The organism is Pseudomonas sp. BNK-44-b (genome assembly GCF_047456245.1).
In the GTDB taxonomy this organism is placed as follows: domain Bacteria; phylum Pseudomonadota; class Gammaproteobacteria; order Pseudomonadales; family Pseudomonadaceae; genus Aquipseudomonas; species Aquipseudomonas machongensis.
The window spans coordinates 5,493,001-5,519,713 of sequence record NZ_CP179908.1; the positions used below are offsets into that span (position 1 = coordinate 5,493,001).

28 protein-coding genes and 1 tRNA gene are annotated in these 26,713 nt (G+C 64.6%); 20 read left to right on the forward strand and 9 right to left on the reverse strand.

Annotated elements, in window-relative coordinates; translation table 11 throughout:
- The first annotated feature begins 16 nt into the window (after positions 1-16).
- The 4 genes from ACMGGG_RS24925 to rsd all read left to right on the forward strand — a co-directional run bounded on the left by ACMGGG_RS24925 (position 17) and on the right by rsd (position 3,815).
- Positions 17-1,117, forward strand: a complete 1,101-nt coding sequence (locus ACMGGG_RS24925; RefSeq protein ID WP_414154598.1) for a uroporphyrinogen-III C-methyltransferase — start codon at positions 17-19, stop codon at positions 1,115-1,117.
- Positions 1,114-2,355 (forward strand): heme biosynthesis HemY N-terminal domain-containing protein, encoded by a 1,242-nt coding sequence (locus ACMGGG_RS24930; RefSeq protein ID WP_414154599.1) that lies wholly within the window; start codon positions 1,114-1,116, stop codon positions 2,353-2,355. Before ACMGGG_RS24925 ends, ACMGGG_RS24930 begins: the two co-directional genes overlap by 4 nt.
- A gap of 267 nt (positions 2,356-2,622) precedes the next feature.
- Complete coding sequence (locus ACMGGG_RS24935; protein WP_153772498.1) at positions 2,623-3,123, forward strand: disulfide bond formation protein B; 501 nt, start codon at positions 2,623-2,625, stop codon at positions 3,121-3,123.
- A 221-nt stretch (positions 3,124-3,344) separates the two neighbouring features.
- On the forward strand, positions 3,345-3,815 hold the full coding sequence (gene rsd / locus ACMGGG_RS24940; protein WP_414154600.1) for a sigma D regulator: 471 nt from the start codon (positions 3,345-3,347) through the stop codon (positions 3,813-3,815).
- Positions 3,816-3,824: 9 nt separating this feature from the next.
- Here the strand turns inward: rsd and ACMGGG_RS24945 are convergent, their stop codons facing one another.
- The gene (locus tag ACMGGG_RS24945) at positions 3,825-4,490 is read right to left on the reverse strand and encodes an FKBP-type peptidyl-prolyl cis-trans isomerase (RefSeq protein ID WP_414154601.1); all 666 of its coding nucleotides are present in this window, start codon (positions 4,488-4,490) and stop codon (positions 3,825-3,827) included.
- Between the two features lie 225 nt (positions 4,491-4,715).
- Here ACMGGG_RS24945 and ACMGGG_RS24950 point away from each other — a divergent pair, with 225 nt between their 5' ends.
- Positions 4,716-5,843: an AlgP family protein gene (locus ACMGGG_RS24950; protein ID WP_414154602.1), complete on the forward strand. Its 1,128-nt coding sequence runs from the start codon at positions 4,716-4,718 to the stop codon at positions 5,841-5,843.
- On the opposite strand, the gene ACMGGG_RS24955 is transcribed toward ACMGGG_RS24950, so the two are convergent.
- Positions 5,819-6,301, reverse strand: a complete 483-nt coding sequence (locus ACMGGG_RS24955) for a TIGR02444 family protein (RefSeq protein ID WP_414154603.1) — start codon at positions 6,299-6,301, stop codon at positions 5,819-5,821. The genes ACMGGG_RS24950 and ACMGGG_RS24955 overlap by 25 nt on opposite strands.
- 70 nt (positions 6,302-6,371) lie before the next feature.
- Here ACMGGG_RS24955 and ACMGGG_RS24960 point away from each other — a divergent pair, with 70 nt between their 5' ends.
- From ACMGGG_RS24960 to ACMGGG_RS24980, 5 genes are all read left to right on the forward strand, one after another.
- Positions 6,372-8,282 (forward strand): ATP-binding cassette domain-containing protein, encoded by a 1,911-nt coding sequence (locus tag ACMGGG_RS24960; RefSeq protein WP_414154604.1) that lies wholly within the window; start codon positions 6,372-6,374, stop codon positions 8,280-8,282.
- Positions 8,282-8,869, forward strand: coding sequence for a mechanosensitive ion channel domain-containing protein (locus tag ACMGGG_RS24965; RefSeq protein ID WP_063542150.1), 588 nt, complete (start codon positions 8,282-8,284; stop codon positions 8,867-8,869). The genes ACMGGG_RS24960 and ACMGGG_RS24965 overlap by 1 nt, the downstream gene beginning before the upstream one ends.
- Before the next feature lie 133 nt (positions 8,870-9,002).
- A complete protein-coding gene (locus ACMGGG_RS24970) occupies positions 9,003-9,635 on the forward strand; it encodes a LysE family transporter (RefSeq protein ID WP_054891623.1) in 633 nt (210 codons plus the stop codon).
- Between the two features lie 134 nt (positions 9,636-9,769).
- Positions 9,770-10,012: a DUF2789 domain-containing protein gene (locus ACMGGG_RS24975; protein ID WP_054891624.1), complete on the forward strand. Its 243-nt coding sequence runs from the start codon at positions 9,770-9,772 to the stop codon at positions 10,010-10,012.
- A gap of 70 nt (positions 10,013-10,082) precedes the next feature.
- Positions 10,083-10,721, forward strand: coding sequence for a hypothetical protein (locus ACMGGG_RS24980; protein ID WP_054891625.1), 639 nt, complete (start codon positions 10,083-10,085; stop codon positions 10,719-10,721).
- 9 nt (positions 10,722-10,730) lie between these two features.
- On the opposite strand, the gene ACMGGG_RS24985 is transcribed toward ACMGGG_RS24980, so the two are convergent.
- From ACMGGG_RS24985 to ACMGGG_RS25005, 5 genes are all read right to left on the reverse strand, one after another.
- Positions 10,731-11,168 (reverse strand): CBS domain-containing protein, encoded by a 438-nt coding sequence (locus tag ACMGGG_RS24985; RefSeq protein WP_054891626.1) that lies wholly within the window; start codon positions 11,166-11,168, stop codon positions 10,731-10,733.
- A 156-nt stretch (positions 11,169-11,324) separates the two neighbouring features.
- Positions 11,325-13,055: a dipeptidase gene (locus ACMGGG_RS24990; protein ID WP_414154605.1), complete on the reverse strand. Its 1,731-nt coding sequence runs from the start codon at positions 13,053-13,055 to the stop codon at positions 11,325-11,327.
- A 156-nt stretch (positions 13,056-13,211) separates the two neighbouring features.
- Positions 13,212-13,288 (reverse strand) — tRNA-Arg (locus ACMGGG_RS24995).
- 131 nt (positions 13,289-13,419) lie between these two features.
- The gene (locus ACMGGG_RS25000) at positions 13,420-13,665 is read right to left on the reverse strand and encodes a DUF3077 domain-containing protein (protein WP_153772492.1); all 246 of its coding nucleotides are present in this window, start codon (positions 13,663-13,665) and stop codon (positions 13,420-13,422) included.
- Positions 13,666-13,675: 10 nt separating this feature from the next.
- On the reverse strand, positions 13,676-13,924 hold the full coding sequence (locus tag ACMGGG_RS25005) for a hypothetical protein (RefSeq protein ID WP_414154606.1): 249 nt from the start codon (positions 13,922-13,924) through the stop codon (positions 13,676-13,678).
- Positions 13,925-14,558: 634 nt separating this feature from the next.
- Here ACMGGG_RS25005 and ACMGGG_RS25010 point away from each other — a divergent pair.
- From ACMGGG_RS25010 to ACMGGG_RS25045, 8 genes are all read left to right on the forward strand, one after another.
- Positions 14,559-15,308 carry a GntR family transcriptional regulator gene (locus ACMGGG_RS25010; RefSeq protein WP_054891630.1) on the forward strand — a complete coding sequence of 250 codons (750 nt, stop codon included), beginning with the start codon at positions 14,559-14,561 and terminating at the stop codon, positions 15,306-15,308.
- A complete protein-coding gene (locus tag ACMGGG_RS25015; protein ID WP_054891631.1) occupies positions 15,305-17,029 on the forward strand; it encodes a fumarate reductase/succinate dehydrogenase flavoprotein subunit in 1,725 nt (574 codons plus the stop codon). The genes ACMGGG_RS25010 and ACMGGG_RS25015 overlap by 4 nt, the downstream gene beginning before the upstream one ends.
- A gap of 156 nt (positions 17,030-17,185) precedes the next feature.
- A complete protein-coding gene (locus ACMGGG_RS25020) occupies positions 17,186-17,431 on the forward strand; it encodes a ferredoxin family protein (protein ID WP_008096634.1) in 246 nt (81 codons plus the stop codon).
- Between the two features lie 120 nt (positions 17,432-17,551).
- Positions 17,552-18,958 carry an ABC transporter substrate-binding protein gene (locus ACMGGG_RS25025; protein WP_063542164.1) on the forward strand — a complete coding sequence of 469 codons (1,407 nt, stop codon included), beginning with the start codon at positions 17,552-17,554 and terminating at the stop codon, positions 18,956-18,958.
- Between the two features lie 24 nt (positions 18,959-18,982).
- The gene (locus ACMGGG_RS25030) at positions 18,983-19,765 is read left to right on the forward strand and encodes an ABC transporter permease (protein WP_065861707.1); all 783 of its coding nucleotides are present in this window, start codon (positions 18,983-18,985) and stop codon (positions 19,763-19,765) included.
- Positions 19,765-20,622, forward strand: a complete 858-nt coding sequence (locus ACMGGG_RS25035) for an ABC transporter ATP-binding protein (protein WP_414154607.1) — start codon at positions 19,765-19,767, stop codon at positions 20,620-20,622. The genes ACMGGG_RS25030 and ACMGGG_RS25035 overlap by 1 nt, the downstream gene beginning before the upstream one ends.
- Positions 20,619-21,584, forward strand: coding sequence for a HEAT repeat domain-containing protein (locus ACMGGG_RS25040; RefSeq protein WP_414154608.1), 966 nt, complete (start codon positions 20,619-20,621; stop codon positions 21,582-21,584). The genes ACMGGG_RS25035 and ACMGGG_RS25040 overlap by 4 nt, the downstream gene beginning before the upstream one ends.
- Positions 21,584-21,859, forward strand: coding sequence for a DUF971 domain-containing protein (locus ACMGGG_RS25045; protein ID WP_054891636.1), 276 nt, complete (start codon positions 21,584-21,586; stop codon positions 21,857-21,859). The genes ACMGGG_RS25040 and ACMGGG_RS25045 overlap by 1 nt, the downstream gene beginning before the upstream one ends.
- 88 nt (positions 21,860-21,947) lie before the next feature.
- Here ACMGGG_RS25045 and ACMGGG_RS25050 read toward each other — a convergent pair whose 3' ends face one another.
- Positions 21,948-22,811: an ABC transporter ATP-binding protein gene (locus ACMGGG_RS25050; protein WP_200603132.1), complete on the reverse strand. Its 864-nt coding sequence runs from the start codon at positions 22,809-22,811 to the stop codon at positions 21,948-21,950.
- A complete protein-coding gene (locus tag ACMGGG_RS25055) occupies positions 22,808-24,388 on the reverse strand; it encodes an ABC transporter permease (protein WP_414154609.1) in 1,581 nt (526 codons plus the stop codon). Before ACMGGG_RS25055 ends, ACMGGG_RS25050 begins: the two co-directional genes overlap by 4 nt.
- Positions 24,389-24,686: 298 nt before the next feature.
- Between ACMGGG_RS25055 and ACMGGG_RS25060 the strand changes: the two genes are divergently transcribed.
- Both ACMGGG_RS25060 and ACMGGG_RS25065 read left to right on the forward strand, forming a co-directional pair.
- The gene (locus ACMGGG_RS25060; protein WP_414154610.1) at positions 24,687-25,727 is read left to right on the forward strand and encodes an ABC transporter substrate-binding protein; all 1,041 of its coding nucleotides are present in this window, start codon (positions 24,687-24,689) and stop codon (positions 25,725-25,727) included.
- A 21-nt stretch (positions 25,728-25,748) separates the two neighbouring features.
- Complete coding sequence (locus ACMGGG_RS25065; RefSeq protein ID WP_054891639.1) at positions 25,749-26,654, forward strand: TauD/TfdA dioxygenase family protein; 906 nt, start codon at positions 25,749-25,751, stop codon at positions 26,652-26,654.
- Positions 26,655-26,713: the final 59 nt, after the last annotated feature.

Consider the following 26,713-nt stretch of genomic DNA (forward strand, 5'->3'; position numbering starts at 1 on the left):
TGCAAAGGATGGATACGTGAGCGAGACTGTCTTGTCCAACAACGAACAACCTTCGGCGATCGATGCGCCGCAGACTCCCGTCGAGCAGCCGGCCAAGCGCGCCGGCAATGGCCTGGCCCTGCTGGCGCTGTTGATCGGCGCCGCCGGTGTGGCCGTCGGTGGCTGGGGCGCATGGCAGGTGCGCCAACTGCAAGGCAGCGAGCAGGGTCAGGGCGAGCATATCGAGGCGCTGAACCAGCGCGCCGAAGCGCTGCAACAACGCCAGCAGCAATTCGGCTCGCAACTCGCGACCTTGCCCGCAGCCAGCGAACTCGAAGACCGCCGCCGCTTGGTGGCACAGTTGCAGAGTGACCAGCAAAGGCTCAGCCAGCGCCTGGAAACCGTGCTTGGCGAAAGCCGCAAGGAGTGGCGTCTGGCCGAGGCCGAGCATCTGTTGCGCCTGGCCACCCTGCGCCTGTCGGCGCTGCAGGATATCGCCAGTGCCAAGGCGTTGGTCGAAGGTGCCGACGAGATCCTGCGCGAGCAGAGCGACCCGGGCGCCTTCGCGGCGCGCGAGCAACTGGCGCGCAGCCTGGCGACGCTCAACAGCACCCAGCAACCCGACCGTACCGGATTGTTCCTCAAGCTCGCCGCCCAGCGCGAGCAGGTACAGCAACTGAGTGCCCAGTCGCCTGAATTCAACAGCGATGCCGACGCCCTGGGTGCGCTGACCGCCGACGGCGATGGTGCAAGCCGCCTGTCCCGGTGGTGGGCAGAGATTTCCAAGTACTTCCAGATCGATTTCGACGCTGACCAGAACGTACGCCCGTTGCTGGCCGGGCAATCGCTCAACCAGCTGCGCCTCGCATTGAGCCTCACCATCGAGCAGGCCCAGTGGGCGGCGCTCAATGGCCAGGCCAAGGTTTACAGCCAGGCGCTGGACGATGCGCGCAGCGTGCTGCTGGCCAACTTCAACCCGGACAACCCGCAAAGCAAGGCCATGCTCGACAGCCTCAATGCACTGGCTGAACAGCCCGTCTCGGTGGTCCTGCCTGACCTGAGCGAAAGCCTCGCCGCTGTGCAGGCCTATATCCAGCGGCGCCATCTGCCGGCCGAAGGCGAAGGGGGCAAGCCATGAAGCGTGTCTACCTGCTGGCGGTGGTGGCGATCGTCATCGCCGCGGCCTTGGGCGTTGCCATCGCCAAGCACAGTGGCTATGTGCTGATCGCCTATGGCGGCTTCCGTTACCAGTCAGGGCTGTGGGCGGCGCTCGCGGCACTGGTGGTGCTGGTGCTGGCGCTGCTGTTGCTGCGTTACCTGGTCGGCCTGGTGCTGGCCTCCAGCGGGGTGGTCAACCCTTGGTCGCGACGCAATCGCAGCCGACGTGTGCGTATCGCCATCGAGCAGGGCCAACTGGACCTCGCCGAAGGTCGTTGGGCCAGCGCTCAGCGCCACCTGCACCGCGCCGCCGAAGCCGAGCGTCAACCCTTGCTGTACTATCTCGGCGCCGCCCGCGCGGCCAACGAGCAGGGGCGCACCGAAGACAGCGACAACCTGCTCGAGCGCGCCTTGGAGCGTCAGCCCCAGGCGGAGCTGGGTATCGCCCTGACCCATGCGCAGTTGCAGATGGACCGCGGCGACGGTGACGGTGCCTTGGAAACCCTGCTGGCGATGCAGGCACGGCATCCGCACAACGCTCAGGTGCTGCGTTTGCTCCAGCGGTTGCACCGCGAGCGCGGTGATTGGCCGGCGTTGATCCGCCTGCTGCCGGACCTGCGCAAGGGCAAGGTGCTGCCGGGCAACGAGCTGGCCGAGCTGGAGCAGCGTGCCTGGGGCCAGAACCTGACGCTGGCCGCAACCCGGGGCGAGGACGCTCAAGCCGCCCGCCAGTCGCTGGAGCGCGCCTGGCAACAGCTCACCTCGGCCCAGCGCCAGGAGCCGCAACTGGTGCTGGCCTATGCCGAGCAACTGCGCCAGGTCGGCGCCCAGGGTGAAGCCGAGCAGGTGCTGCGTACTGCGCTGAAGCGTCAGTTCGAAAGCCACCTGGCGCGCCTTTATGGCCTGGTGCGCGGCGATGACCCGGCGCGCCAATTGCAGACCGCCGAAGGCTGGCTCAAGGATCATCCCCAAGACCCCAGCTTGCTGCTTACCCTGGGTCGCCTGAGCCTGCAGAACCGCCTATGGGGCAAGGCGCGCGACTACCTCGAAAGCAGCCTGCGCATGGAGCGCAACCCGGAAACCTGCGCCGAGCTTGCGCGGTTGTTGGCTGGGTTGGGCGAGACCGAGCGCAGCAACCAGCTGTTCCAGGAGGGCCTTGGCCTACTGGACGAGCGCTTGCTGGCCTTGCCGTTGCCTGAGGGTGTGCACGCTTCCTGAGCTCGCCTGGGCCAGTGCGTAGCCCGATCGCAACACCAGGCAGCACCTGCTGCCTGGTGTTGCGATCGGGCACATTCAATGGGCTATTTCCCGTGGCAGTGGTAGGACGGTATCTGCCCAGTGGCGAAGCTTCGGATATCTCCTACCAAGATCCGTAAACTTTCCCTTTGAATCAGCGACTTGTCCCAGCTGTAGTAACTTGAAACAGTGATCCTCTTTCCTCTACCGTTTCAAGCCCCTACTGCTCTTCCGGGATTTCCATCACTCATGTCGCTGGCTCGCTCGCGCTCCTTGTTCTTTGCAGCCTTCTTCGCCTCGCTCGCCACCTTGAGCGGGGCGAGTTTGCTTGAGAACTGGCTCGGCCTGGTTCCGTGCCCCCTGTGCCTGACCCAGCGCCTGTTGCTGGGGCTCTACGCCCTGGTCTGCCTGTGCGCCATGCTGCATGCCCCGGGCGCAGCCGGCATGCGTGTCTATGCGTGGCTGGCAGGTGGTTTTTCCTGTGCCGGTGTCGCCCTGGCGTCACGACAGGTGTGGCTGCAAGGTGAGTGGCTGGCGGTTACCCCCGAACCTTTCGCGCATACACTCCAGCGCTCCTGGCCAGAGGCGTTGGAGCGTCTGCTGATCGGCGGCTCCGAATGTGTTTCGATCAGCTGGAGCTTCCTCGACCTCACGCTCCCCGAATGGAGCCTGATGGCCTTCCTGCTGCTGACGGCGCTGCCCTTGTACTACCTGCTGGCGTATCGTTTCCGCAACCCTGGCGGCAGTTGACCCAGCGCAATTGCGCGACCAATGGTCCCGTGCATGGGCATCAAACGCTTGTATGAACTTAGTCCACTGCGTACCTTGATGGTCAGCACGCGCGGGAATAATCTCCCCTGCACGCACATTGAAAACATACGGTTCGATGCCGCTCTGCGGATGTCACCTTTGTGTCGCGCAGTTGTGACGCGAGGTGCAGCGGCATCTGCCCAGCTAGGGATGAGACTGCCATGCTCGATAGTTGCCAGAACGCCCAGGAACGATGGGGCGGGGTTCACAAGCTGATCGACCGTTGGCTGAAGGAGCGTCATGAACTGGTGCAGGCCTTCCGCGCACTGCGCGATGCCAAGCCAGCCTTCGCCGACAAGGACAAGAACCGCGACTTCTGCGCGGTCCTGGTCGACTACGTGTCGGCCTGGCATTTCGAGGTCAGCGAGCAGTTGGCCACTGAAGCAAAGGCTTTCGGCGACGAGCAGGCGCTCAAGCTGGCCGAGGAAATCAACCCCCGGATCAATGACATCACCCAGATCGCTCTGGCTTTCAATGACCATTGCGAGAAAGGCGAGTGCACGGATACCGAGCGTTTCGCCGATAAGCTCGGCAAGCTGGGCAGCCTGTTGCATGAACGCTTCGAGCTCGAAGACTGCCTGATCGAAGTGCTGCACAACGCGCACAAGGAAGAGGATGCGGTACAGGCCTGACGGCCTGTCTCAGTCGCCAACTGCCAGCAGTTCGATCTCGAATACCAGCGGGGTATAGGGCGCGATCAGGTCGCCCGCCCCATCGGCGCCATAAGCCTGCGCCGACGGAATCACCAGCCGCCACTTGGCGCCTGTCTTCATGTGTGGCAATGCCACCTGCCATCCTTCGATCACCGAGTCCAGGCTGAACCACTGCGGTTGCTGGCTCTGGTCGAACACCGAGCCGTCCGGCAGCTTGCCGACATACCGAACCTGCACTTTCCCACCCGCCTTGGGTTGCGCGCCGCTGCCGCTGGCCAGCTCGCTGTAGAGCACGCCCTCGGGCAGTTCGTGCACGCCGCTGCGGGCGCGCTCGTTGGCCATGAAGCGTTTTTCTGCGACCAGCAGCTTGTCGACCTGCGCCTGCTGTGCGGCAGCGTTGGCTTGCTCGTCATGCTGTTGGAGGATCGCCTGCATGCGCGTCTTGTCGATGCGCGGCGGCTGGCCTTGGTAGGCCTGGCGCAGACCCTCGACCAGAGCATCGAGCTGCAGGTCGGGCATCTCCTGGCGCAGGCGTTCTCCAAGGCTTGCGCCCAGGCTGTAGGCCAGGTCCTGGTCATTGGCGGGGGGCGTTTGAGGGGCGGCCAGGGCAGAGGCTGCCAACAGGCTCAAGCCGAGAATCAGATAACGAGGCACGGGCAACTCCTGCGGCGATGAAGGCGAAGTATGCCAGCCTTTGTTGTCGGCCAATGTGTAAATGTCAGCAATCATTTAATCGACTACTACACTTGCACCGAGCTGCAAGATAACAACTTTGCCCAGGCATGCAACGCGGCGCAAACAATACTGTCAACATGCCCTAGCGGCGGTAGCAGCAGAAGCATAGTATGAGCCGCAATCTCGTCAGCCAGGAGGTAAGCCATGTCGGCCAAAAAGAAGCCCGTCAGTACGCCGTTGCATCTGCTCCAGCAACTTTCCGGTAGCCTGCTCGAACATCTGGAAGAGGCTTGCTCGCAAGCGCTGGCGGATGCAGAGAAACTGCTCGCCAAGTTGGAAAAACAACGCGGCAAGGCGCAGGAGAAACTGCACAATGCCCGCCTGAAGTTGCAGGACTCTGCCAAGGCCGGCAAGGCCAAGGCACAAAGCAAGGCCCAAGGGGCAGTCGGTGAACTTGAAGCACTTCTCGATTCGCTGAAAGATCGCCAGACCCAGACGCGTACCTATATTCAGCAACTCAAGCGTGATGCCCAGGAGAGCCTGAAACTGGCCCAGGGTGTTGGCAAGGTGCGTGAAGCCGCTGGCAAGGCACTCGGCCTGCGTGCGGCAGCCAAGCCTGCGACCAAGGCTGCTGCAAAACCTGCTGCAAAACCTGCTGCAAAACCTGCCACCAAGGTCGCGGCCGCCAAGCCTGCCACCAAGGCTCCTGCTGCCAAGCCCGCCGCCAAGGCACCCGTGAAAACCGCCGCTGCCAAGCCTGCTGCTAAAGCCGCCGCCAAACCGGCCGCTGCCAAGGCTCCAGCCAAAGCGGTAGCCGCCAAGCCTGCTGCGAAAACCGCTGCGGCCAAACCTGCTGCTGCCAAATCCGCTGCCAAACCTGCGGCTGCCAAGGCCCCGGCCAAGCCAGCAGCCAAAGCAGCTGCGGCCAAACCTGCGACCAAGCCAGCTGCTGCCAAGCCGGTTGCCGCCAAACCAGCAGCCAAACCGGCAGCCGCTAAACCTGCTGCCAAGCCCGCTGCTGCCAAAGCTCCAGCCAAAGCCGCCGCCAAGCCGGTTGCAGCCAAGCCTGCAACGGCTGCCAAACCAGCAGCTAAACCAGCAGCCAAGCCAGCGGCAGCCAAACCTGCCGTGAAGCCAGCAGCGGCAAAACCGGCTGCGAAACCAGCAGCCAAACCTGCTGCGAAACCTGCCGCCAAGCCAGCTGCCACCAAGGCTCCTGCCAAGCCTGTCGAAGCCAAGCCCGCAGCTCCTGCTGCCAGCAGCACTCCGGCTTCTCCAGCGCCATCGGCTCCGGCCAGCACCCCGGCTCAGTCGCCGTCTTCGGCGTCCTGAAGCGCTCTGGCCGCGGCGCGCAGCTGATGCAGCGCGTCGTGGTCACGGGCCTGGTCCGGCGCTAGCCGCTCCAGCCAATCGTCGGCGTGTCCGTCCGGGCTCGCCGACCACTTTGCGGCGCACATCTGCAACCGCGCCAGCAAGGTTCGCTCCGCCTCCAGCTCCAGGCCTTTCACCTGCTCCCGTAATGCCGCCAGGTGCGGATCGCCTTGTGCCTGTGCACGCCACGCCTGACGCAGCGTGCGCAAGGGTGTAACCACCTCTTGCTGCCAGGGGCCGGCCAGTTGCCGTAGGGCTTCCACCCGCCGCGCATCGGGGGCTACCCGCCGTGCCTGCAGCCAGGTGCCGCACAGCAGGAGGCAGACATCGCCGCCCAAGGCCTGCAAGGTCAGGCAGGCATTCTCGACCCCTGGACGGCCGTAGAGGGCCAGGGCGTGGTTCCATAATTCGCTGTGCATGATTCGACTCGCGCCAATGATCGAGTGGCCTGTGTGGGCCACCCGGAAGCTGATAGACTCCGCGACCATCATGATCAGACTATCCAACCTCACTTTACAGCGTGGTCCTCAGCGCTTGCTAGAAGGCGCCGAGATGACCCTGCACACCGGTCACAAGGCCGGCCTCATCGGCGCCAACGGTGCCGGCAAATCCAGCCTGTTCGCCCTGCTGCGCGGTGAGTTGTCGCCCGACGCCGGCGATTGCCAGATCCCCGCCGATTGGCGCATCGCTCACATGCGCCAGGAGGTCGACACCCTCGATCGCCTGGCGGTGGACTATGTGCTCGACGGCGACCTGCGCCTGCGCAAGGTTCAGGCTGACCTGGCCGCTGCCGAGCAGGCCCATGACGGCACGGCGCTGGCGCGCCTGCACAGTGAGCTGGACAGCGCCGACGGTTACACCGCCGACGCCCGCGCCCGCAAACTGCTGGCCGGGCTGGGCTTCACCGCCGAGCAGATGGACCGCCGCGTCGGCGACTTCTCCGGTGGCTGGCGGATGCGTCTGAACCTGGCCCAGGCGCTGATGTGCCCGTCCGACCTGCTGTTGCTCGACGAGCCCACCAACCACCTGGACCTCGACGCGATCCTCTGGCTCGAAGACTGGCTCAAGGGTTATCCGGGCACGCTGCTGCTGATCTCCCACGACCGCGACTTCCTCGATGCCGTGGTCGACCATGTGCTGCATGTCGAACAGCGCAAGCTCAATCTCTACAACGGCGGCTACAGCGCCTTCGAGCGCACCCGCGCCGAGCGTCTGGCGCAGCAGCAACAGGCTTACGAGAAGCAGCAGGCGCAGCGCGCGCACATGGAAAAGTACATCGCCCGCTTCAAGGCCCAGGCCACCAAGGCCCGCCAGGCGCAGAGCCGGATCAAGGCCCTGGAACGCATGGAGGAGCTGTCGGCGGCGCATGTCGACTCGCCGTTCGACTTCGTCTTCCGCGAAGCCCACAAGATCTCCAGCCCCCTGCTCGACCTCGCCGAAGGACGCCTGGGTTATGGCGACAAGACCATTCTCGAGAAGGTCAAGCTGCAACTCACCCCCGGTGCGCGCATCGGCCTGCTCGGCCCGAATGGTGCCGGCAAGTCCACCTTGATCAAGAACCTGGCCGGCGAACTCGAACCGCTGTCCGGGCGCCTGGCGCGTGGCGAGAACCTCGCTGTCGGCTACTTCGCCCAGCATCAGCTCGACTCGCTGGACGACAAGGCCAGCCCGCTGCTGCATCTGCAGCGCCTCGCCCCGGCAGAGCGCGAGCAGACTCTGCGCGACTTCCTCGGCGGCTTCGACTTCCGTGGCGATCGCATCGACGAGCCGGTGGTCAACTTCTCCGGTGGCGAGAAGGCCCGCCTGGCCCTGGCACTGATCGCCTGGGAGCGGCCGAACCTGCTGCTGCTCGACGAACCGACCAACCACCTCGATCTGGAGATGCGCCTGGCCCTGACCATGGCGTTGCAGGAGTTCGCCGGTGCCGTGGTGGTCGTGTCCCACGACCGTCACCTGCTCAAGAGCACCACCAACGACTTCCTGCTGGTGGCCGATGGCAAGGTCGACACCTTCGATGGCGACCTGGACGACTACAGCCGCTGGCTGATCGACTACCGCCAGCGCACGGCCCCGGTCAGCAACACGCCGGTCAACCCGGACAAGACCGACAAGAAGGCCCAGCGCCAGGCCGCCGCCGCCCTGCGTCAGCAACTGGCACCGCACAAGAAGGCCGCCGACAAGCTGGAGACCGAACTGGGCCAGGTGCACGCGCAACTGGCCGAGATCGAGACCGCGCTGGGCGACAGTGGCCTCTACGACGCCGCCCGCAAGGATGAGCTGCGCGACCTGCTGGCTCGCCAGACCAAGCTCAAGCAGCGCGAAGGCGAGCTTGAAGAGGCCTGGATGGAGGCGCTGGAAACGCTGGAAAGCATGCAGGCCGAGCTGGAGACGCTGTCCTGATGGAGGCGCTGCGCTCGCTGTTGCCGGGGCAATGGATGGATGCGTTCTGGCTGGGCTTGCAGATCCTGCTGATCCTGGCGCTGGCCTTCGTGCTGCAGCGCGTTGTCGCCCGCACCTTGAGCCGTCTCGGCCAGCGCTACCCGCTGCCGCCGGAGCTGTTGGTGCCGGTGCGCGGCGGTTTACGCTGGCTGATCATGGGCAGTGCGCTGCTGTTCGTGCTGGAGCGCATGGGCGTGTCGGCCACGGTGTTGTGGACGGCGCTGTCGGGCTTCGTCGCGGTGGCGGCGGTGGCGTTCTTCGCGATCTGGAGCGTGCTGTCGAACCTGCTGTGCGCGGTGCTGATCTTCACCGTCGGGCCGTTTCGCATTGGCGACGTGGTCGAGCTGGTCGATACCCTCGACAAGCCGGGAGTGAAGGGGCGGGTGATCGCTATCAACCTGCTGTACACCACGCTGATGGAAACGCCGGAGGCGGGTGGGGCGCTGGTGCAGGTGCCCAACAGTCAGTTCTTCCAGAAGTCGGTGCGACGCTGGCGGGGGACTGAGGTGCAGGGCGCCAACAACGGTACATCGGCCGAGACTGATTGAACCTCTGCCAACCCTGTCGCGGGGCCGGCAAAGGCACAGAAAAAACCAGGGCCTCGCCACAAATTCCACTGGTTATTTTTTCACCAAAACCTTAGCTTAACGTTTTGCAACATTCGTTCGAGCGAGGTGTGTGATGTCGATGGAAACCTGGTTGGCCTTCTTTGCCGCGTGCTGGGTCATCAGCCTGTCGCCGGGGGCCGGGGCCATCGCCTCGATGTCCAGCGGCCTGCAATACGGTTTCTGGCGTGGCTACTGGAACGCCCTGGGCCTGCAACTGGGCCTGATCGTGCAGATCGCCATCATCGCCGCCGGTGTCGGCGCGATCCTCGCCGCATCGGCTACTGCCTTCCAGATCATCAAGTGGTTCGGTGTCGCCTACCTCGTGTACCTGGCGTACCGGCAATGGCGTGCGCTGCCGATGGACATGAGCGAAGAGTCTGCCGTGCGCCCCATCGGCAAGCCATTGAGCCTGGTGTTCCGGGGCTTTCTGGTCAACGTCAGCAACCCCAAGGCGCTGGTGTTCATGCTCGCGGTGTTGCCGCAGTTCATCGACCCGCACCAGCCACTGCTGGCGCAATACCTGGCGATCACCGCGACCATGATCAGCGTCGACATGCTGGTGATGGCAGGTTATACCGGCTTGGCCTCGCGGGTGCTGCGCCTGTTGCGCACGCCGAAACAGCAGAAGCGCCTGAACCGTACCTTCGCGGGGCTGTTCATCGGTGCGGCGACCTTCCTCGCCACCTTGCGTCGCGCGCCGATCTGATCGTCCGGTCATGCCATGAAGGGGCCCACAGCGGCCCCTTTTTTCATGGTGCAGCGCATTCGATCGAGTCAGGGTGGGGTCTACGCTGTCTAGTGGTAGGCAATTCAAACCAGGCCAAGCCGGAGGCATGCACCATGGACGCACCGATTCATCCGTTCTCTGAAATCTTCAAGCAACTGGGCCTTGATGACGACCCGGTCGAGATCGACCGTTTCATCACTACCCACTCGCCGCTGGACGATGGCGTGAAACTGGTGGATGCGCCGTTCTGGAACGATTCCCAGCGCGCGTTCCTCAAGGAAAACTACATCGCCGATTCCGATTGGATAGTCATGATCGATCAACTGAACGAGGCGCTGCACCCACGCAAGCAATAAAGCGCCGAGCGGCACCTGATGGTTGATTTCAGCGTTGCTATGCTCAGGAAAACAATAAGGGGATAGCGCGATGAAAGATCCCTACGCACCAGGCTTCTGGTGCACCGTGATGATCCTGGGCACCCTGACGGCTGGCTACTTCTACGGTATCCGGCACACCCATCAGATGAACCAGGCGGTGCAGTTCCTGTATGCCGCCGCTGCGGTCACCGCGGCGGTGGCCCTCTGCGGCCTGGCGTGGATCGCCTGGCAGCAGTTGCACCTGAACAAGCGTGAAGTGGCCCAGGGCCGAACGCTGGTGGCCATCTGGAACACCAAGGTCGCCCTGCGTCGGGTCGAGACGGTGTTCGACCGCTATTTCTGGGGCAGCTACTGGCATTCCGGACGCACCTTCGAGGAGGTCATGGGCGAGCTCAAGGGCACGCCGCTGGATCAGTGCCTTGACGCGCTCAAGCGCCAATGTCGAGCGCTGGACCGGGAGGTGCACGATCACCATCACCACTGGCTGGCCAATGCCCGCGACCTGTCGAGCGTGGCCACGGCCATGGCGCGCGAGCGGTATCAGCTCGACCTGTGCGACCCGCAGGGGCGTGACGGTGGTAATACCGCGGTGCTCAATCGTGACCTGGAGGTGTTGGTGTACACCTGGTCGGCGCGTCTGCGCAGCTTCGACCATCAGCTGGACGAGCTGGAGCGCGCCTACCACTGAACCGGCGGCTCATTCGCCGCGGATGTACTGTTCCAGTTGCAGGATCAGGTTGGCCTGTTCTGCAATGGTTTCCTTGACCAGGTCGCCGATCGACAGCAGGCCCAGCAGTTGGCCATTGTCGACCACCGGCAGGTGGCGCAGGTGACGGTTGGTCATCAGGTTCATGCAGTACTCGAGGTTCTGCTTGGGATCGACGGTGACCACCGGCGAACTCATGATCTCGCGTACGGGCGTGGCTGCCGACGAGCGGCCCTTGAGCACCAGCTTGCGCGCATAGTCGCGTTCGCTGACGATGCCCACCACTTGTTTGTTCTCCACCACGGGCAGCGCGCCGATGTTCTTTTCTGCCAGCAGCTTCAGCGCGTCGAGCACCGAGTCGTCAGGCCCGATGGTGTAGACGGTCTGGTGCTGGGACTTGGTCTTGAGTATCTGTTCGACGTTCTTCATGAGGGCCTCGTGGGTGGAAAAAGCGCTGTCCTGGATTAAATAAAGCATCCGGGACCGCGCTCTGCACGGCAATGCAGGAAACGGCATCGAGGCGATTGAAAAACGTCATTGGTCGCAGCGCACGAGGGCCGACGGGCGGCCCTCGCCGGGATTCGCTCAGAGCTTGGGCATTTGCCCGATCCGCGCGACCATCTCGCTGATCACCTGCAGGTCGAGCATGAACTGCTCCACGGTCTTGAACTCATTGTCGTTGTGGCCGGTGTACTTCACGCCGGGCATCGACAGGCCGAACTGTACGCCGTTGGGCAAGTCGTGCACCGAGGTGGCGCCAGCAGAGGTGCCGAACTCATGGGGCAGGCCGAGATTCTCGGTGGCCACATCCAGCAGCGCCTTCACCCACTCGCCTTCGGGGTTGCGGTACATCGGCTCGTCCAGGGTGTACTCGAAGGCCACCGAGGTGTGGCTGGTACGCGCCCAATCACCGAGCTTGTCAGCCAATTCGTCCTTGATCGTGTCGATCGGCTTGCCTTTCGGGATGCGCAGGTTCACCGCCAGCTTCAGGGCTTTCTGGTCCAGGCCGACGTAGGTCAGCGAGGCGGTCAGCGGCCCCATGAAATCGTCCTTGAAACCGACCCCCAGTTTGGTGCCCAGATAGTCCAGCCCCCAGTTGTCGGCGGCGTAGCGGGCGGCATCGGTGATGTGGTTGTGCTTGAGCGGCACGCGATCGCCCAGGCCGTTGAGGAAGTCGAGCATGCGTGCCACCGGGTTGACCCCTGACTGTGGCGAGGAGGAGTGCGCGGAGACGCCGGTCACGGTCAGGATCACCTGCTTGCCGGAGACCACGGTGTCGATCTTGAAGTCCTTGCCGTTGGCCTTGCGGTACTCGTTGCCAGCCTTTTTCAGACGCCGGGCCAGATCGGCCGGATGGTCACCGATCAGCGTCGCCACCGAGGTGGTGGGGATCTGGTTGGTGGCCAGGCCGCCTGTCAGGTTGATCACCTCTGCGCCCTTGCCTTCACCCGCGCGCTTGCTGAAGCTGGCCATGACGGTGCCATAGCCCTTCTCGGCGATCACCACCGGGTAGCCGCCATCCAGCGCCAGGTTGTAGTCCGGTGTGGCGTTGCGGGCGAAGTAGTAGGGAATGGCGTCGCCGGAGGTTTCTTCGGTGGTATCCACCAACAGCTTGAACTGACGCGCCAGTGGCAGCTTCTCGTCCTTGGCGACCTTCAGTGCGTAGAGCGCGACGACGATACCGTTCTTGTCATCCTCGGTGCCACGGCCGTACATGCGATCACCCACCAGGGTGACCTTGAACGGATCGAGGCGCGTGCCGTCCTCCAGCTTCCAGTTGTCCAGATTGACCGGCACCACGTCGGCGTGGGCATGGATGCCGATCACTTCCTTGCCTTCGCCGAGGGTGATCTCGTAGACGCGGTTGTCGATGTTGCGGAACTCAAGGCCGAAGCTTTCGGCCAGTGCCTTGATCTTGTCGGCGATCTTGTGGAACTCGGGGTTCTCATGCTGTGGCAGGCCCTCGACCTGGAAGGTCGGGATCTCTACCAGCTCGCGCAGGGTCTGGGTGGCGGCCTTGCCGTACTTGATGCGGGTGTACAGGCCCAGCAGGCGGTTGATTTCGTTCTGCTGCTCGGCGGCGAGCGGTTTGCCGGCGAGATAGGCCTTGAGGGTTTCGTCGAGCTTGTCGGCCTTGGCCAGTTCGCTGTTGGCCAGCTTGTCGATGAATTGCTTGAAGTCGGCCGGGTCGCTGCCATCGTAGGCCTTGAGGATGGCGGCAGACTGTTGCGGGTTGAGGTTGGCGTGGGCTGGGATGGCGAACAGCGCAAGGCTGGCGAGCATTACGGAGACGGCAGAAAGCTTGGGCAAGGGCATGGGTAAGCGCATTCCTTCGCGAAGGGTTTGAAAGGGATGTCCATTGGTAGGAAACATGCCCACGCTAACACCAATGGACGGTGTCGGGGGAGTGGCGGGACGCGACATGGCGCACAAACGAAAAAGCCCCGGGAGATTTCCCGGGGCTTTCGGAGATGGCGCACTCGGCGGGATTCGAACCCACGACCCCTGCCTTCGGAGGGCAGTACTCTATCCAGCTGAGCTACGAGTGCAACGCGGCGCAATGATACCCATCTGCGCCGGTGGCGTCCATCGCCTTGATCCGTGGGTGTTTTTCCCGGGGGACCGGCGCTGCCTGCTTCGCGGGCAAACCCGCGAAGAGGTCACCAGAGTACTGGATGGCTCAATGCACGCTGTTGCGCGCTATCTCCAGATCATTCATCAACCCCTTGGCCAGGGCGCTGAGGTAGTGCAGTGCCGTTACTGCGGCAGGGCGCGCGTCTTCCTGGTCGCTCAGGTCACGGATGCAGCCGAGCACGACCGAGACTTCCTCCAGCACCCGTTCCAGCGGTACGCCGGGCTGCACCCTGAACATGTCCAGGAATGTGGCGATGCCGGCAGTGGTGTAGTGATTCGATTGATCGTCCATGGACATTCCCTCAGATCCGGTTCAAGGCATGTTCAACCAGTGCCCGCGCGGTTTCGGCGCTTTGGGCAGCGTTGGCCAGCATGTTCAGGCCGGGCGCACCGGCGCAGGCGCGGCAATGCTCGTCGATGGTTTCGGCAACGCCGAGCAGCAGTGCGCTGGCGTGGGCCAGGGCGTCGGGGGCGATCATGTCGGTTTGGATGGAGAAGGCGGGATTGGTGATGGGGGTGAGGCGGGGTGGGTCGGGGACGCGTTTTTTCATGGCTACAGCTCCGTCTTGTTAGAGCTGCCGCAGATCCGTGGCTAAACGAATAGGTGGCAGCTGTACGCGGGTTAGCCAACCGGGAAGACGGCACCCGGCGCACCCGAAGGTGCCCCACGCACAGCCGCCATGAAGCACCAGAGCAATACTCTGGAATAGTGGAGGCGAGGTGCGACCGTCTTTGATCCGAGTGGCTAAACCCGATCGTTGATTTGGCAACGACCGGGCGAGCCTAGGGCGCGCCGTAGGCCTCTCGCAATGGCTTGAGTGCGGCAAAAGTGTCTTTGGGAAATGGACTACGCGCAATGGGGAAAATCTGATGTAGGACTTGCCCAGGGCCAGGCTTCATTGTCGAAAAATGCAAAAGAAAGCTCGAAATTCCTTCTCGGATGACCGATTATCGCAGTACTACTCAGCCTCGTACGCAGCGATTAAGTTCGCTGGCCGTTGAGGTGAAAAAACCGGCCTCGAGCCGGTTTTTTCGTTTCTGGGGTGGAAATTTTCGTGAGTCTTTCCAGCACATCACGATCCAAACTATCCATATGCCATATCGATATTTCCCCCAATCCCACTTATACCCCTATCCTCTGGTCACAACTTGTTATAACAAGTCAGCCGACTAGCGAAGAGACCCATGGCCGAACTGCTCCCCCTGTCCCCGGTACCGCTCTACACCCAGCTCAAGGAACTGCTGCGCGAGCGCATCCTTGATGGCACCTACCCGCCGCACAGCCGCATGCCGTCGGAAAGCGAGCTGGGCAAGGCGTTCGGGGTCAGTCGTATCACCGTGCGCCAGGCGCTGGGTGATCTGCAGAAAGAGGGGCTGATCTTCAAGATCCATGGCAAGGGCACCTTCGTCGCCAAGCCCAAGGCGTTCCAGAACGTCAGCACCCTGCAGGGCCTTGCCGAGTCGATGACGCAGATGGGCTATGAAGTGCTCAACCGCCTGCGCAGCTTTCGCCATGTGCCGGCCACTGCGCTGGTGGCGGCGCGCTTGCAGGTCGAGGAGGGCAGCCTGGTCACCGAGATTCGCCGGGTGCGGCTGATCAACCGCGAGCCGATCTCGCTGGAGCTGACCTGGCTGCCCAAGCATGTCGGCGAAAAGCTGGAAAAGGCCGACCTGGTCACCCGCGACATCTTCCTGCTGCTGGAAAACGACTGCGGCATCGCCCTGGGCCATGCCGACCTTGCCATCGACGCGGTACTCGCCGACAGCGACCTGACCCAGGCGCTGGAAGTGGAAGAGGGCTCGCCGATCATGCGCATCGAGCGCCTGACCCACGCCGCCGACGGCACGCCGCTGGACTTCGAACACCTCTATTACCGCGGCGATGCCTTCCAGTACCGCCTGCGCATCGACCGCCAGAAAGGGGGCAAGGCATGAGCATCCAGACCCAGGACTACGACATCATCGTCATCGGCGGCGGCACCGCCGGGCCGATGGCGGCGATCAAGGCCAAGGAGCACGACAAGTCCTTGCGCGTGCTGTTGCTCGACAAGGCCAACGTCAAGCGCAGTGGCGCCATCAGCATGGGCATGGATGGCCTGAACAACGCGATCATTCCCGGCCACGCCACCCCTGAGCAGTACACCAAGGAAATCACCGTCGCCAACGATGGCATCGTCAACCAGGCCACGGTGCACGCCTATGCCACCAAGAGCTTCGAGACCATCGAGCAGCTCGACCGCTGGGGCGTGAAGTTCGAGAAGGACGAGACCGGCGACTACGCGGTGAAGAAGGTCCACCACATGGGCGCCTACGTGCTGCCGATGCCCGAAGGCCACGACATCAAGAAGGTGCTGTACCGCCAGCTCAAGCGCGCACGTGTGGAGATCAGCAACCGCATGGTCTGCACCCGCGTGCTGCTTGACGCTGAAGGCGCTGCGGCTGGAGTGCTGGGCTTCGATTGCCGCAGCGGTGAATTCCGCGTGGTCCGTGCCAAGGCGGTGATCCTCGCCTGCGGCGCGGCCGGGCGCCTCGGGCTGCCCTCGTCGGGCTACCTGATGGGCACCTACGAGAACCCGACCAACGCCGGCGACGGCTATGCCATGGCCTATCACGCCGGTGCTGAGCTGGCGAATCTCGAGTGCTTCCAGATCAACCCGCTGATCAAGGACTACAACGGCCCTGCCTGCGCCTACGTCACCGGCCCCCTGGGCGGCTACACCGCCAACAGCAAGGGCGAGCGCTTCATCGAGTGCGACTACTGGAGCGGGCAGATGATGTGGGAGTTCCACCAGGAGCTCGAAGGCGGTAACGGCCCGGTGTTCCTCAAGCTCGATCACCTGGCCGAGGAAACCATCCAGAACATCGAAGAGATCCTGCACAGCAACGAGCGCCCCAGCCGTGGCCAGTTCCATGCCGGGCGCGGCACCGACTATCGCCAGCACATGGTCGAGATGCACATCTCCGAAATCGGTTTCTGCTCCGGGCATTCGGCCTCGGGGGTGTGGGTCAACGAGAAGGCCGAGACCAGCGTCAAGGGCCTGTATGCCGCCGGTGACATGGCAGCGGTGCCGCACAACTACATGCTCGGTGCCTTCACCTACGGCTGGTTCGCCGGGATCAATGCCGCGCGTTACGTCGCCGGGCGCGAGCTGGCCGAGGTCGATGTGGCCCAGGTCGAGCGCGAGCAGGCGCGGGTGTTCGCGCCGCTGCAGCGCGAGCACGGCCTGCCGCCGGCGCAGGTCGAGTACAAGCTGCGGCGCATGGTCAACGACTACCTGCAGCCGCCGAAAGTGACCAAGAAAATGGAGATCGGCCTGACCCGTTTCGCCGAGATCGAGCGCGACCTCGAGCAGATGAAGGCCAGCAACCCCCATGAACTGATGCGAGCCATGGAAGTGAGCGTGATCCGCGACTGCGCCGAGATGGCGGCGCGGGCCTCGTTGTTCCGCCAGGAGAGCCGCTGGGGGCTGTACCACCACCGGGTCGATTTCCCCGAGCGCAACGATGCCGAGTGGTTCTGCCACTGCCATCTGAAGAAGGGTGAGGACGGCGAGATGACCAGCTTCAAGAAGCCGGTGGAGCCGTACCTGATTGCCCTGGATGCCGAGGAGCAGAGTGCCTACGACCGACTGCGGGTGAAGGCCGACGCCGCTTAGAGCGCCGCAAACCCTGTGGGAGCGGGCTTGCCCGCGAACCAGGGCGAAGCCCTGGCCATACCCGCGGTGACTTCTTCGCGGGCAAGCCCGCTCCTACAGGGGGCCGTGGACACCGTTACAGAGATAGAGGGCCAAAGGCCCCGAGGACCCCGTGAAATGGCCTACCAACCCCAGGAAATCTTCTTTCGCAGCAGCGCCCCGGTCACCATCGACGAAGACAAGTGCATCGCCGAAAAAGGCTGCACCGTCTGCGTCGAGGTGTGCCCGATGGACCTCTTGGCCATCAACCCAGCCACGCAGAAGGCCTACATGGCCTTCGACGAGTGCTGGTACTGCATGCCCTGCGAAAAAGACTGCCCGACCGGCGCCGTGAAGGTGGATATCCCCTACCTGCTGCGCTGAAAACACCCCCGCCATCCGGCGAACCACCGGACGCCCCTTTGCAATGCCCCTCGTTTCCCACCACCCAAGCCTGGTGGCGGAGACGATTCCAATACCTAGACGATTCGAGGGGAAACACCCATGCGCCTTGCAGCAACCGTGGCCGGCCTCGCGCTGGCGATCACTGGCCTGAACGCCAGCGCCGAAACCATCCGTGTGGCCATCGGCACCCAGGACACCACCATCAACTGCGCCACTGGCGGCCTGCTGATCCGTGAGCTGGGCCTGTTGGAGAAGTACCTGCCCCACGACGGCAAGTACAAGGACGCGACCTACCAGGTCGAGTGGAAGAACTTCACCAGCGGCGCGCCGCTGACCAACGAGATGGTCGCCGGCAAGCTCGACTTCGGCGCCATGGCCGACTTCCCCGGCTCGTTCAACGGCGTCGCCCACCTCGATGCCGGCAAGCGCAGCCTGTTCATCAGCGTGCTGTCGGGCAGCGTGCATGGCAGCGGCAACGGCATCGTGGTACCCGCCGCCTCCAGCGTGCAGTCGCTGGCCGAACTCAAGGGCCAGACCATCTCCGTGCCCTTCGCCTCCACCGCCCACGGCATGCTGCTGCGCGCCATCGCCGCCCAGGGCTGGGACCCGCAGAAGGATGTGCGGATCATCGCCCAGGCCCCGGAAATTGCAGGTTCTGCCCTGCGCAGCAACCGCATTGAAGCCCACGCCGATTTCGTGCCCTTTGCCGAGCTGTTTCCCAACCGCGGCTTCGCTCGCAAGATCTACGACGGCTCCCAGGCCAACGCGCCGACCTTCCACGGCGCACTGGTCGATGCGGACTATGCGAAGAAATACCCGGAGGTGGTCACCGCCTACCTGCGCGCCAGCCTTGAAGCCGATCGCCTGATCGCGGCCGAACCTGAAAAATACAGCGAGCTGATCGAGAAGGTCACCGGCATCGAGGCCGAGGTCAATTACCTGTTCCACGGCCCCCTCGGCCTGCAGACCCGCGATCTGACCTGGAAGCCCGAGTATCGCCAGGCCGTCGCCACCTCGATCGACACCCTCAAGCTGCTGAAAAAGACCGATCGCGGCCTGGACACCGACCGCTTCATCGACGACCAGTACCTCCGCGCCGCTTTCAAGCAGGCTGGCCTGGACTACGACAAGGCACTCAAGAACTATGCCCCATCGCCGTTGAATGCCAATGACGCCTTGACCGGCAAGCCGATCACCGACTTCAGCCGCCTGGCGCAGATCTGGGTGCGCGGCGAGGACAAGGTCCGTCATTACGCCTCGCCGGAAGCCGCCCTTACCGCCCTCGCCCAGCTCGAGCAGGAGGGCAAGGATATCCGCGCGATTTACGCCCAGGCCGCCGACAGCGGCATCAAGCTGTTGGCCAACCAGGCGTGGTTCGTGCGCAACGCCAAGGGCGAGCTGTCAGCCTTCCTGCTCAAGGACCAGGCCGAGCAGTACGCCAAGGCCCACGGCGGCGAAGCGCTGGACTTCGGTGACGCCAACCGCAAGCTTATCGCTCAGCGCTGAGTGAATGGAGCCGGGAGAATCCACATGAGCCGTTCCCTCGCGCGCTGGCCGTTGCGCCTGGCTTCGTTGCTGGCCTGCCTGCTGTTCTGGCAGGTGGCGGCCAGCCACAAGCTGAACTTCGGCCTGTTCACCTTCACCTATGTGCCGACGCCCGGCGCGGTGCTCGATGCGGCCTGGCAGCTGCTGGCCTCCAATGCGCTGCTGGCGCACCTGGGTAGCAGCCTGTCGCGGGTATTCGCTGGCTATCTGGCCGCAGCAGTGCTGGGGGTGGTGTTGGGGCTGTTGATCGGTCGCTCGAAATGGGCCGAAGACACCCTGCTACCGCCGCTGGAAGTGCTGCGGCCGATCCCGGCGGTGGCGTGGATTCCCCTGGCGATCCTGATGTTTCCGTCCTCGGAGCTGTCGATGGTGTTCATCACCTTCACCGGCGCGTTGTTCCCGATCCTGCTCAACACCGTGCATGGCGTCGAGGCGGTCGACCCACGGCTGGTCGCCTCGGCGCGCAGCCTGGGAGCAGGGCGCTGGGCGATCCTGCGGGAAGTGGTGCTGCCTGGTGCATTGCCAAGCATCGTCACGGGCCTGGCCATCGGCATGGGCACCTCGTGGTTCTGCCTGGTGACCGCCGAGATGATCTCCGGGCAGTTCGGCATTGGTTACTACACCTGGGAGTCCTACACCTTGCAGAACTACCCGGACATCATCGTCGGGATGTTGCTGATCGGCCTGTTGGGCATGGGCAGTAGTGCCCTGGTCAAGCGCCTCGGTGCGCTGGCCACGCCCTGGTACCGCGCGCGGAGGAGTTCGTGATGGGCCGTTATCAACAGGCGCCAACGCCGGGGCGTATCGAGGCGCAGGGCGTGTCGATACGTCTGGGGCAGGGCCGCGAGGCGTTCGAGGCCGTGCAGGCGCTGGATTTTACCATCGCCCCGGGCGAATTCGTGTGCATCCTTGGCCCCTCCGGGTGTGGCAAGTCTACTCTGCTCGGTGCCCTGGCCGGCCACCTGATGCCGGCCGGCGGCCAGTTGCACGTCGATGGCCAGCCCATCGACGGCCCGTCGCCCGAGCGCGGCATGGTGTTCCAGCACCATACCCTGCTGCCCTGGCGCAGCGTGCTCGACAACGTCGCTTTCGGCCTGAAGATGCAGGGGGTGGCCAAGCCCGAACGCCAGCGCCGCGCCCATGAAATGCTTCAACTCGTGGGGCTTGCCGACTTCGCCGAGCGTTGGCCCAGCCAGTTGTCTGGCGGCATGCAGCAACGGGCCGAGATTGCCCGGGTGCTGATCAACCATCCGCGCCTGCTGTTGATGGACGAACCCTTCGGTGCCCTCGACGCACAGACCCGCTCGCGCATGCAGGAGTTGCTGCTGGATATCTGGACGCGCATCCGCACCACCGTGGTGTTCGTTACCCACGATATCGACGAAGCGCTGTTCCTGGCCGACCGCATCCTGGTGATGAGCCCGCGCCCTGGGCGCTTCATCGAAGACCTGCGGCTGGACTTCGCCCGCCCGCGTCGCGCGAGCCTGCTGACCAGCCCGGCGTTCACCCACCTCAAGCGTCACTGCCTGGCGCTGCTGCGCCATGAAGAAGGCCGCGAACTGCCGCGCCTGACACCGTTGGGCCTGCCCGACTCCGACCCTCCTGCGCTACGGATCGCCCTATGACTGATCGAATCACCGACAACCCCGACATCCTCGACCTGCTGCCACGCTTGGGCGATGGCGACGCTGGCGTACGGCGCATCGCGCTGATCGAGCTGGCCGATCTCGAAGACCCCGAAAGCCTGCCTTGGCTGACCGATGCGCTGCTGGTCGACACCCACGCCGAAGTGCGCGCCGAGGCCGCGCGCCTGCTGGAGGCCTGGGAGGAACCCGAAGTGGTGCAGGCCCTGTGTGCGGCGTTGGCCGATGCCGCCGAACCCGTGCGCCTGGCGGCGGCGCAGAGCTTGAGTGAGCTTAAGAGCTTGGAGGCAGGGCTGTTGATCTTGCCGTGGGTCAACCACGCCGAGCCTTTCGTGCGTGCCAGTGCCCTGCGCGCCCTGCGCGAGTTGCGCCTGGAAGAAGCTGCCGCACCTGCGTTGCTGGCGCTGGGCGATGGCGAGGCAGCGGTGCGCCGTGAGGCGGTGGGGATTCTTGGCTGGCTCAAGCATGAGCCAGCCTTGCCGGCCTTGGCGCGGCTGGCTGGTGAAGAGGTGGATACCGACGTGCGCCGCGCGGCCATCGGCGCGCTGGGCCTGGCCCGTGACGGCAGTGTATTGCCGGCGTTGATTGCCGCGCTGGGCGACCCCGCCTGGCAGGTGCGCGAAGAAGCTGCCACGACCTTGGGCAAGGTGGGCGAGGCGGAGGCGGGCAATGCACTGATTGCCGCGTTGAATGACAGCTATTGGCAAGTGCGTCTGCGGGCCGCCCGGGCGCTTGGCCGCCTGCGCCACCGCCCAGCGCTGGATGGCTTGGCCGTGCTGCTCGGCCATGGCATCGCCAACCTGCGCAAGGAGGCAGCCCTGGCCCTGGGCGAGCTGGGCGATGCGCGGGCTTTGGCGGTGCTGCGGGGGGGCGAAGACGACAGCGACCCCGAAGTGCGCAAGGCAATACGTATCGCCCTGGCGCAGTTGCAGGGTGTGGCGTGATGGATGTGCCCAGTGGCGTGTCGAACCAGCGCAGCGAGGGCGAGCTGGCGCTGCAATGGGGCGAGGTGCGCCAGGTGATCAGCCATGCTCGCCTGCGCGGTGCCTGCCCTTGCTCGCAGTGCCGTGCGGCGCGATTGCGCGGGGGTATCAGCCTGGTGGCGGAAGGTGTGCGGATAGAGCGCATCGAGCTGCAGGGATATGGCCTGCAACTGATGTTCAGCGATGGGCATGATCGAGGGATCTATCCCTGGGCGTATTTGCGCGAGCTGCAGTGACCGGGCAGGCTGCTTCGCGGGCAAGCCCGCTCCCACAGAAGCTGCACGCGAACCCAAGCCTCCAAGAGCAGGCTTACCCGCGAAGCACTCACAGCGCAATCAGCTCCGGCCGCAACCCCTCCACCCGGCTCGGCGCGGGCCTCAGGTGGTCACCCGCTCCGGTGATCTGCTGCAGCACCTTTTCCCGCAGGCCGTGCAAGGCCACGCCCGTGCGCAAGCGCGGATGCGGCAGCTCGATCTCGACCACCGCCTTGATCCGCCCTGGCCGTGGCTCCAGCACCACCACTCGGTCGGCCAGATACGTGGCTTCTTCGGCATCATGGGTGACCAGCAAGATGGTCACCCCCGACCGTTCGCGAATCGCCAGCAATTCGTCCTGCAACTGCTGCCGGGTCAAGGCATCCAGTGCGCCGAAGGGCTCGTCCAGCAGCAGGATGCGCGGGCTTGCCACCAGCCCGCGGGCGATCGCCACGCGCTGTGCCATGCCTCCGGATAGCTGGTGCGGATAGGCCGACTCGAACCCCGTCAGCCCCACCAGTTGCACGAACTCATGCACCTTGCGCGCGCGCTCGCCCTGGGTGAGCGGGTCGTTGACCAGGCCCAGGGCGATGTTCTGCTCGACCGTCAGCCAAGGGAACAGGCGATGCTCCTGGAACACGATGCCGCGTTCACCACCGATGCCGGTCACCGGCTGGCCGTCGATACGGATGCTGCCGTTGAAGTCGTTGTCCAGCCCCACCAGCAGGCGCAACAGGGTGGACTTGCCGCAGCCAGAGGCGCCCACGATGGCGATGAATTCACCTTCGTTGATCGACAGGTCGAAGCCGCGAATGGCTTCGAACGGTTGGCCGTCGACGCTGAAGGTCTTACCGACGTTTTCGAAGCTGACCAGCGGCGGGGTGGCGTCGGGTTGATTGGCGGCGTGCAGGGCCGAGGTGTTGAAGGCGTTCATGCGGTTCTCCAGCGCGTGGCGCGCGATTCGAGGCGTTGTCCGAGGTTGCCGAGCAGGGCACCGACCAGGCCGATCAGCACCATCGCGGCCATCACCTGGTCCATGCGAAACAGCTGTTGAGCGCCCAGCATCAGGCTGGCGATACCGCCGTCCGAAGGCATGAAGTATTCCGCGCCGATGGTGCCCAGCCAGGCGTAGATCAACGACAGGCGCAGGCCGGCGAAAATAGCCGGGGCGGCGCCGGGCAACACCAGCAGGCGCAGGCGATGGGGCAGGTCCAGGCGCAGTGTGCGTGCCGCTTCCCCAAGCTGCGGCGACAGGCTGGCGATGCCACGCTGGGTGGCGATCAGCAACGGGAAGAACGCTGCCAGCCCGACGAACACCAGCTTCGACCCTTCACCCAGGCCGAACCAGGCGGTCAGCAGCGGCACCCAGGCGAACAGCGCGACCTGGCGCAGCGCCGACAGGCTTGGCCCGAACAGGCGCTCGCCGGTGCGCGACAATCCCAGCACCAGGCCCACGGCAAAGCCTGCGCCCCCGCCGAGCAGCAGGCCGAGCAGGGTGCGCTGCAGGCTGCGCGCCATGGCGTCGGGGAGCGAGCCATCGAACAGGCCGCCAATCAGGCTGCGCAGCACCTCGAGCGGTGAGGTGAGGATATTGCCGTCGACCCAACCGAAACTGTTGCTGGCCTGCCACAACGCCAGCAACGCCAGCGGCAGCAGCCATCCCTGCCAGGCGCGCGAGGTATCACGCAGGCGTTGTTCGCCGGTCGCCGATTGCGGCCAGTACAGCAGCCGGCGCTCCAGGTGCGAGAAGCCGTGTTCCATGCCGGCCCCGACCACACCGATCAGCAGGATGCAGAGAAACACCAGGTCGAGCATGAACAACTGCCGGCCCCAGACCATCAGGTAACCGATGCCTTCACTGGAGGCCAGCAGTTCCACTGCCAGCAATGAGGTCCAGCCGGTTGCCAGGCCCAGGCGCACGCCGGCCAGGAACGCGGGCAGGGCGGCGGGCAGCAACAGCCGCAGGAACAACAGGTGTGGCGGCAGGCGCAGCACGGCGGCGGCCTCGCGCAGCCGGGGCTGGGCGTCGCGTATACCGACCAGTGTGTGCAGGGTGACCGGTACCACCACGGCCTTGACCAGCACCACCAGCTTGAGCCATTCACCGATGCCGAAGAACAGCATGAACAGCGGGATCCAGGCCAGTGTCGGGATCTGCGCGAGGGCGATGAAGGTTGGTAGCATCAAGGTTTGGGCGCGGCGGGAGCTGCCCAGCCAGGTGCCGAGCAACAGGCCGCTGACGATCCCGGCGAGCAGACCCCAGAGCAGGCGCTGCAGGCTTATCCACAGGTGGCCCCAGAGCTCGCCCGAGCCGTACTCCAGGGCCGTCTGCCAGACCAATGACGGAGCCGGCAGGATCTGCTCGCTCATCCAGTGCCGCTGGCTGGCCACCCACCACAAAAGCGCCACGGCGACCGGGATCACCCAAGGGATCGCCTTGTCTGCCCAGCCGCGCCTCGCGAAGGATATCCGCCAACCGCCCTGGCTCAACGCTGTCGTGCTCTCGCTCATCGATCCCTCTCTTGAAGCGTTTCAAGCTTATGCGCTAAAGGAATAAAAAATATTCAATGCCAATATCAAAGAAATAAGAGCATGCATCCTGTGCATCGGGAAGCCCCCGGACATTGCGTTTTGCTCATATTTGCGATGCGTCCTGCGCAAGCCGGGCGCAGAGCCGCGTCTTTGCTCATTTATAGCTTTCGGTTACTTGAGCATGAGTTTTCGGTCTTTGCCGGTTCTAAGCGAGGCGGCCTAGCGTTTGGCCAACGCGCCGGACATCGCCGGCGGCAGCCTGCCAAGGAGCCATGCCATGAAAACCCCGTTCCGCCACCTATTGCTCGCCGCGCTGTGCAGCGTCCTGCCGCTGGCCGCTCAGGCCGCTGACAGCACCAGGGCCGAGGTCATCCGTATCGCCGTGCCTGACCTGAGCGCTGGCAGCAAACCCAGCGCCGGGGGCGTGGTCGATGTGCTGCGTGATCAGCAATTGCTGGAAAAAGCCTTCGCCCAGGATGGCATTCGCATCGACTGGCGCTTCTTCAAGGGTGCCGGGCCTGCAGTCAACGAAGCTCTGGCCAACGGCCAGGCAGACTTCGCCTACCTGGGCGACCTGGCCGCGATCATCGGCAAGTCCAGCGGCCTGGACACCCATGTGCTGGCGGCCGGGGTGCGTGGGGTGAAGAGCTACCTGGGGGTGGTGCCGGGCTCCGGCATCCGCAGCCTGGCGGATCTGAAGGGCAAGCGCGTGGCGGTGTTCCGTGGCACCGCCAACCAGCTGTCGTTTGCCAGCGCCCTGGCCAGCCAGGGCCTCTCGGAGCGCGACCTGAAAGTCATCAACCTGGACTTCAACGCGTCCAACGCGGCGCTCGCCGCCAAGCAGATCGACGCCACCTGGGGCCTGTCGAACCTGCTGTCGCTGCGTGACCGCGGGCTGGTCGAGCTGCCGGTCAACTCGCGCGATCTCAAAGGCGCTGGCAGTACCCAGTCGGTACTGGTAGGCACGGGCGAGTTCATCCGCCAGCACCCGGACCTGGTCCAGCGCCTGGTCAGCACCCAGCAGCAGGCGGTGAACTGGCTGCGTGACGAGCGCAACCGCGAGGCGTACCTGGATCTGGTGTCGAGCACCGCCAACTGGCCGCGCAGCGTGCTCAGCGACGACCTGGCCCAGGAAAACCTCGCCCACTATTTCGATCCGCGCCTGGATGGCGAATTTGTCGGCCTGCTGCAGCAGGGCGTCGACCTTGCCGCCAAGGAGCGCCTGATTCGCCGCAGCTTCCAGGTATCCGACTGGATCGACCCCCGTTTCATCGATACCGCCCTGCAACAGGAACAGGCCGTCCAGGCCGCCCGCTGAATCCATCGTAAGGAGCACGACATGAGCAACGCCGCATTGGCCGCCGCGCCACAAGCCCTGGAACTCGATATCCATCCGGTCGCCGGCCGCATCGGTGCCGAAATCCGCAACCTGAAGCTGTCCGCTGATCTGGACACTGCCACCGTCGACGCCCTCCAGGCGGCGCTGGTGCGGTACAAGGTGATCTTCTTCCGTAACCAGACCCACCTCGACGACCAGGGCCAGGAAGCCTTCGCCAAGCGGCTCGGCGAGCCGATCGCCCACCCCACCGTGCCGGTGGTCGATGGCACCCGCTACCTGTTGCAGCTCGACGGTGCCGAGGGCCAGCGCGCCAACTCCTGGCACACCGACGTGACCTTCGTCGACGCCTACCCCAAGGCGTCGATCCTGCGCAGCGTGGTGGCGCCAGCCTCCGGTGGCGACACGGTCTGGGCCAACACCGCGAGCGCCTATCAAGAGCTGCCTGAACCACTGCGCGAGCTGGCCGACAAGCTCTGGGCCGTGCACAGCAACGAGTACGACTATGCCGGCGCCAAGCCGGATGTGGACCCCGAGCGGCTGGAGCGCTATCGCAAGGTGTTCACCTCGACCGTGTACGAGACCGAGCATCCGCTGGTGCGCGTGCACCCGATCAGCGGTGAACGGGTGTTGCAGCTGGGGCACTTCGTCAAGCGCATCAAGGGGTATTCACAGGCGGATTCGAACCACCTGTTCAACTTGCTGCAGGGGCATGTGACGCGTCTGGAGAACACCGTGCGCTGGCGCTGGCAGGCGGGGGACGTGGCGATCTGGGATAACCGCGCGACGCAGCACTATGCGGTGGACGATTACGGCACCCAGCCGCGGATCGTGCGGCGGGTGACCCTGGCCGGTGAGGTGCCGGTGGGGGTGGATGGGCAGTTGAGTCGGACCACGCGCAAGGGGTGATCCTGTAGCGGGTGTGTCGGCTTCTTCGCGGGCAAGTCCGCTCCCTGTGGGATCGCGCT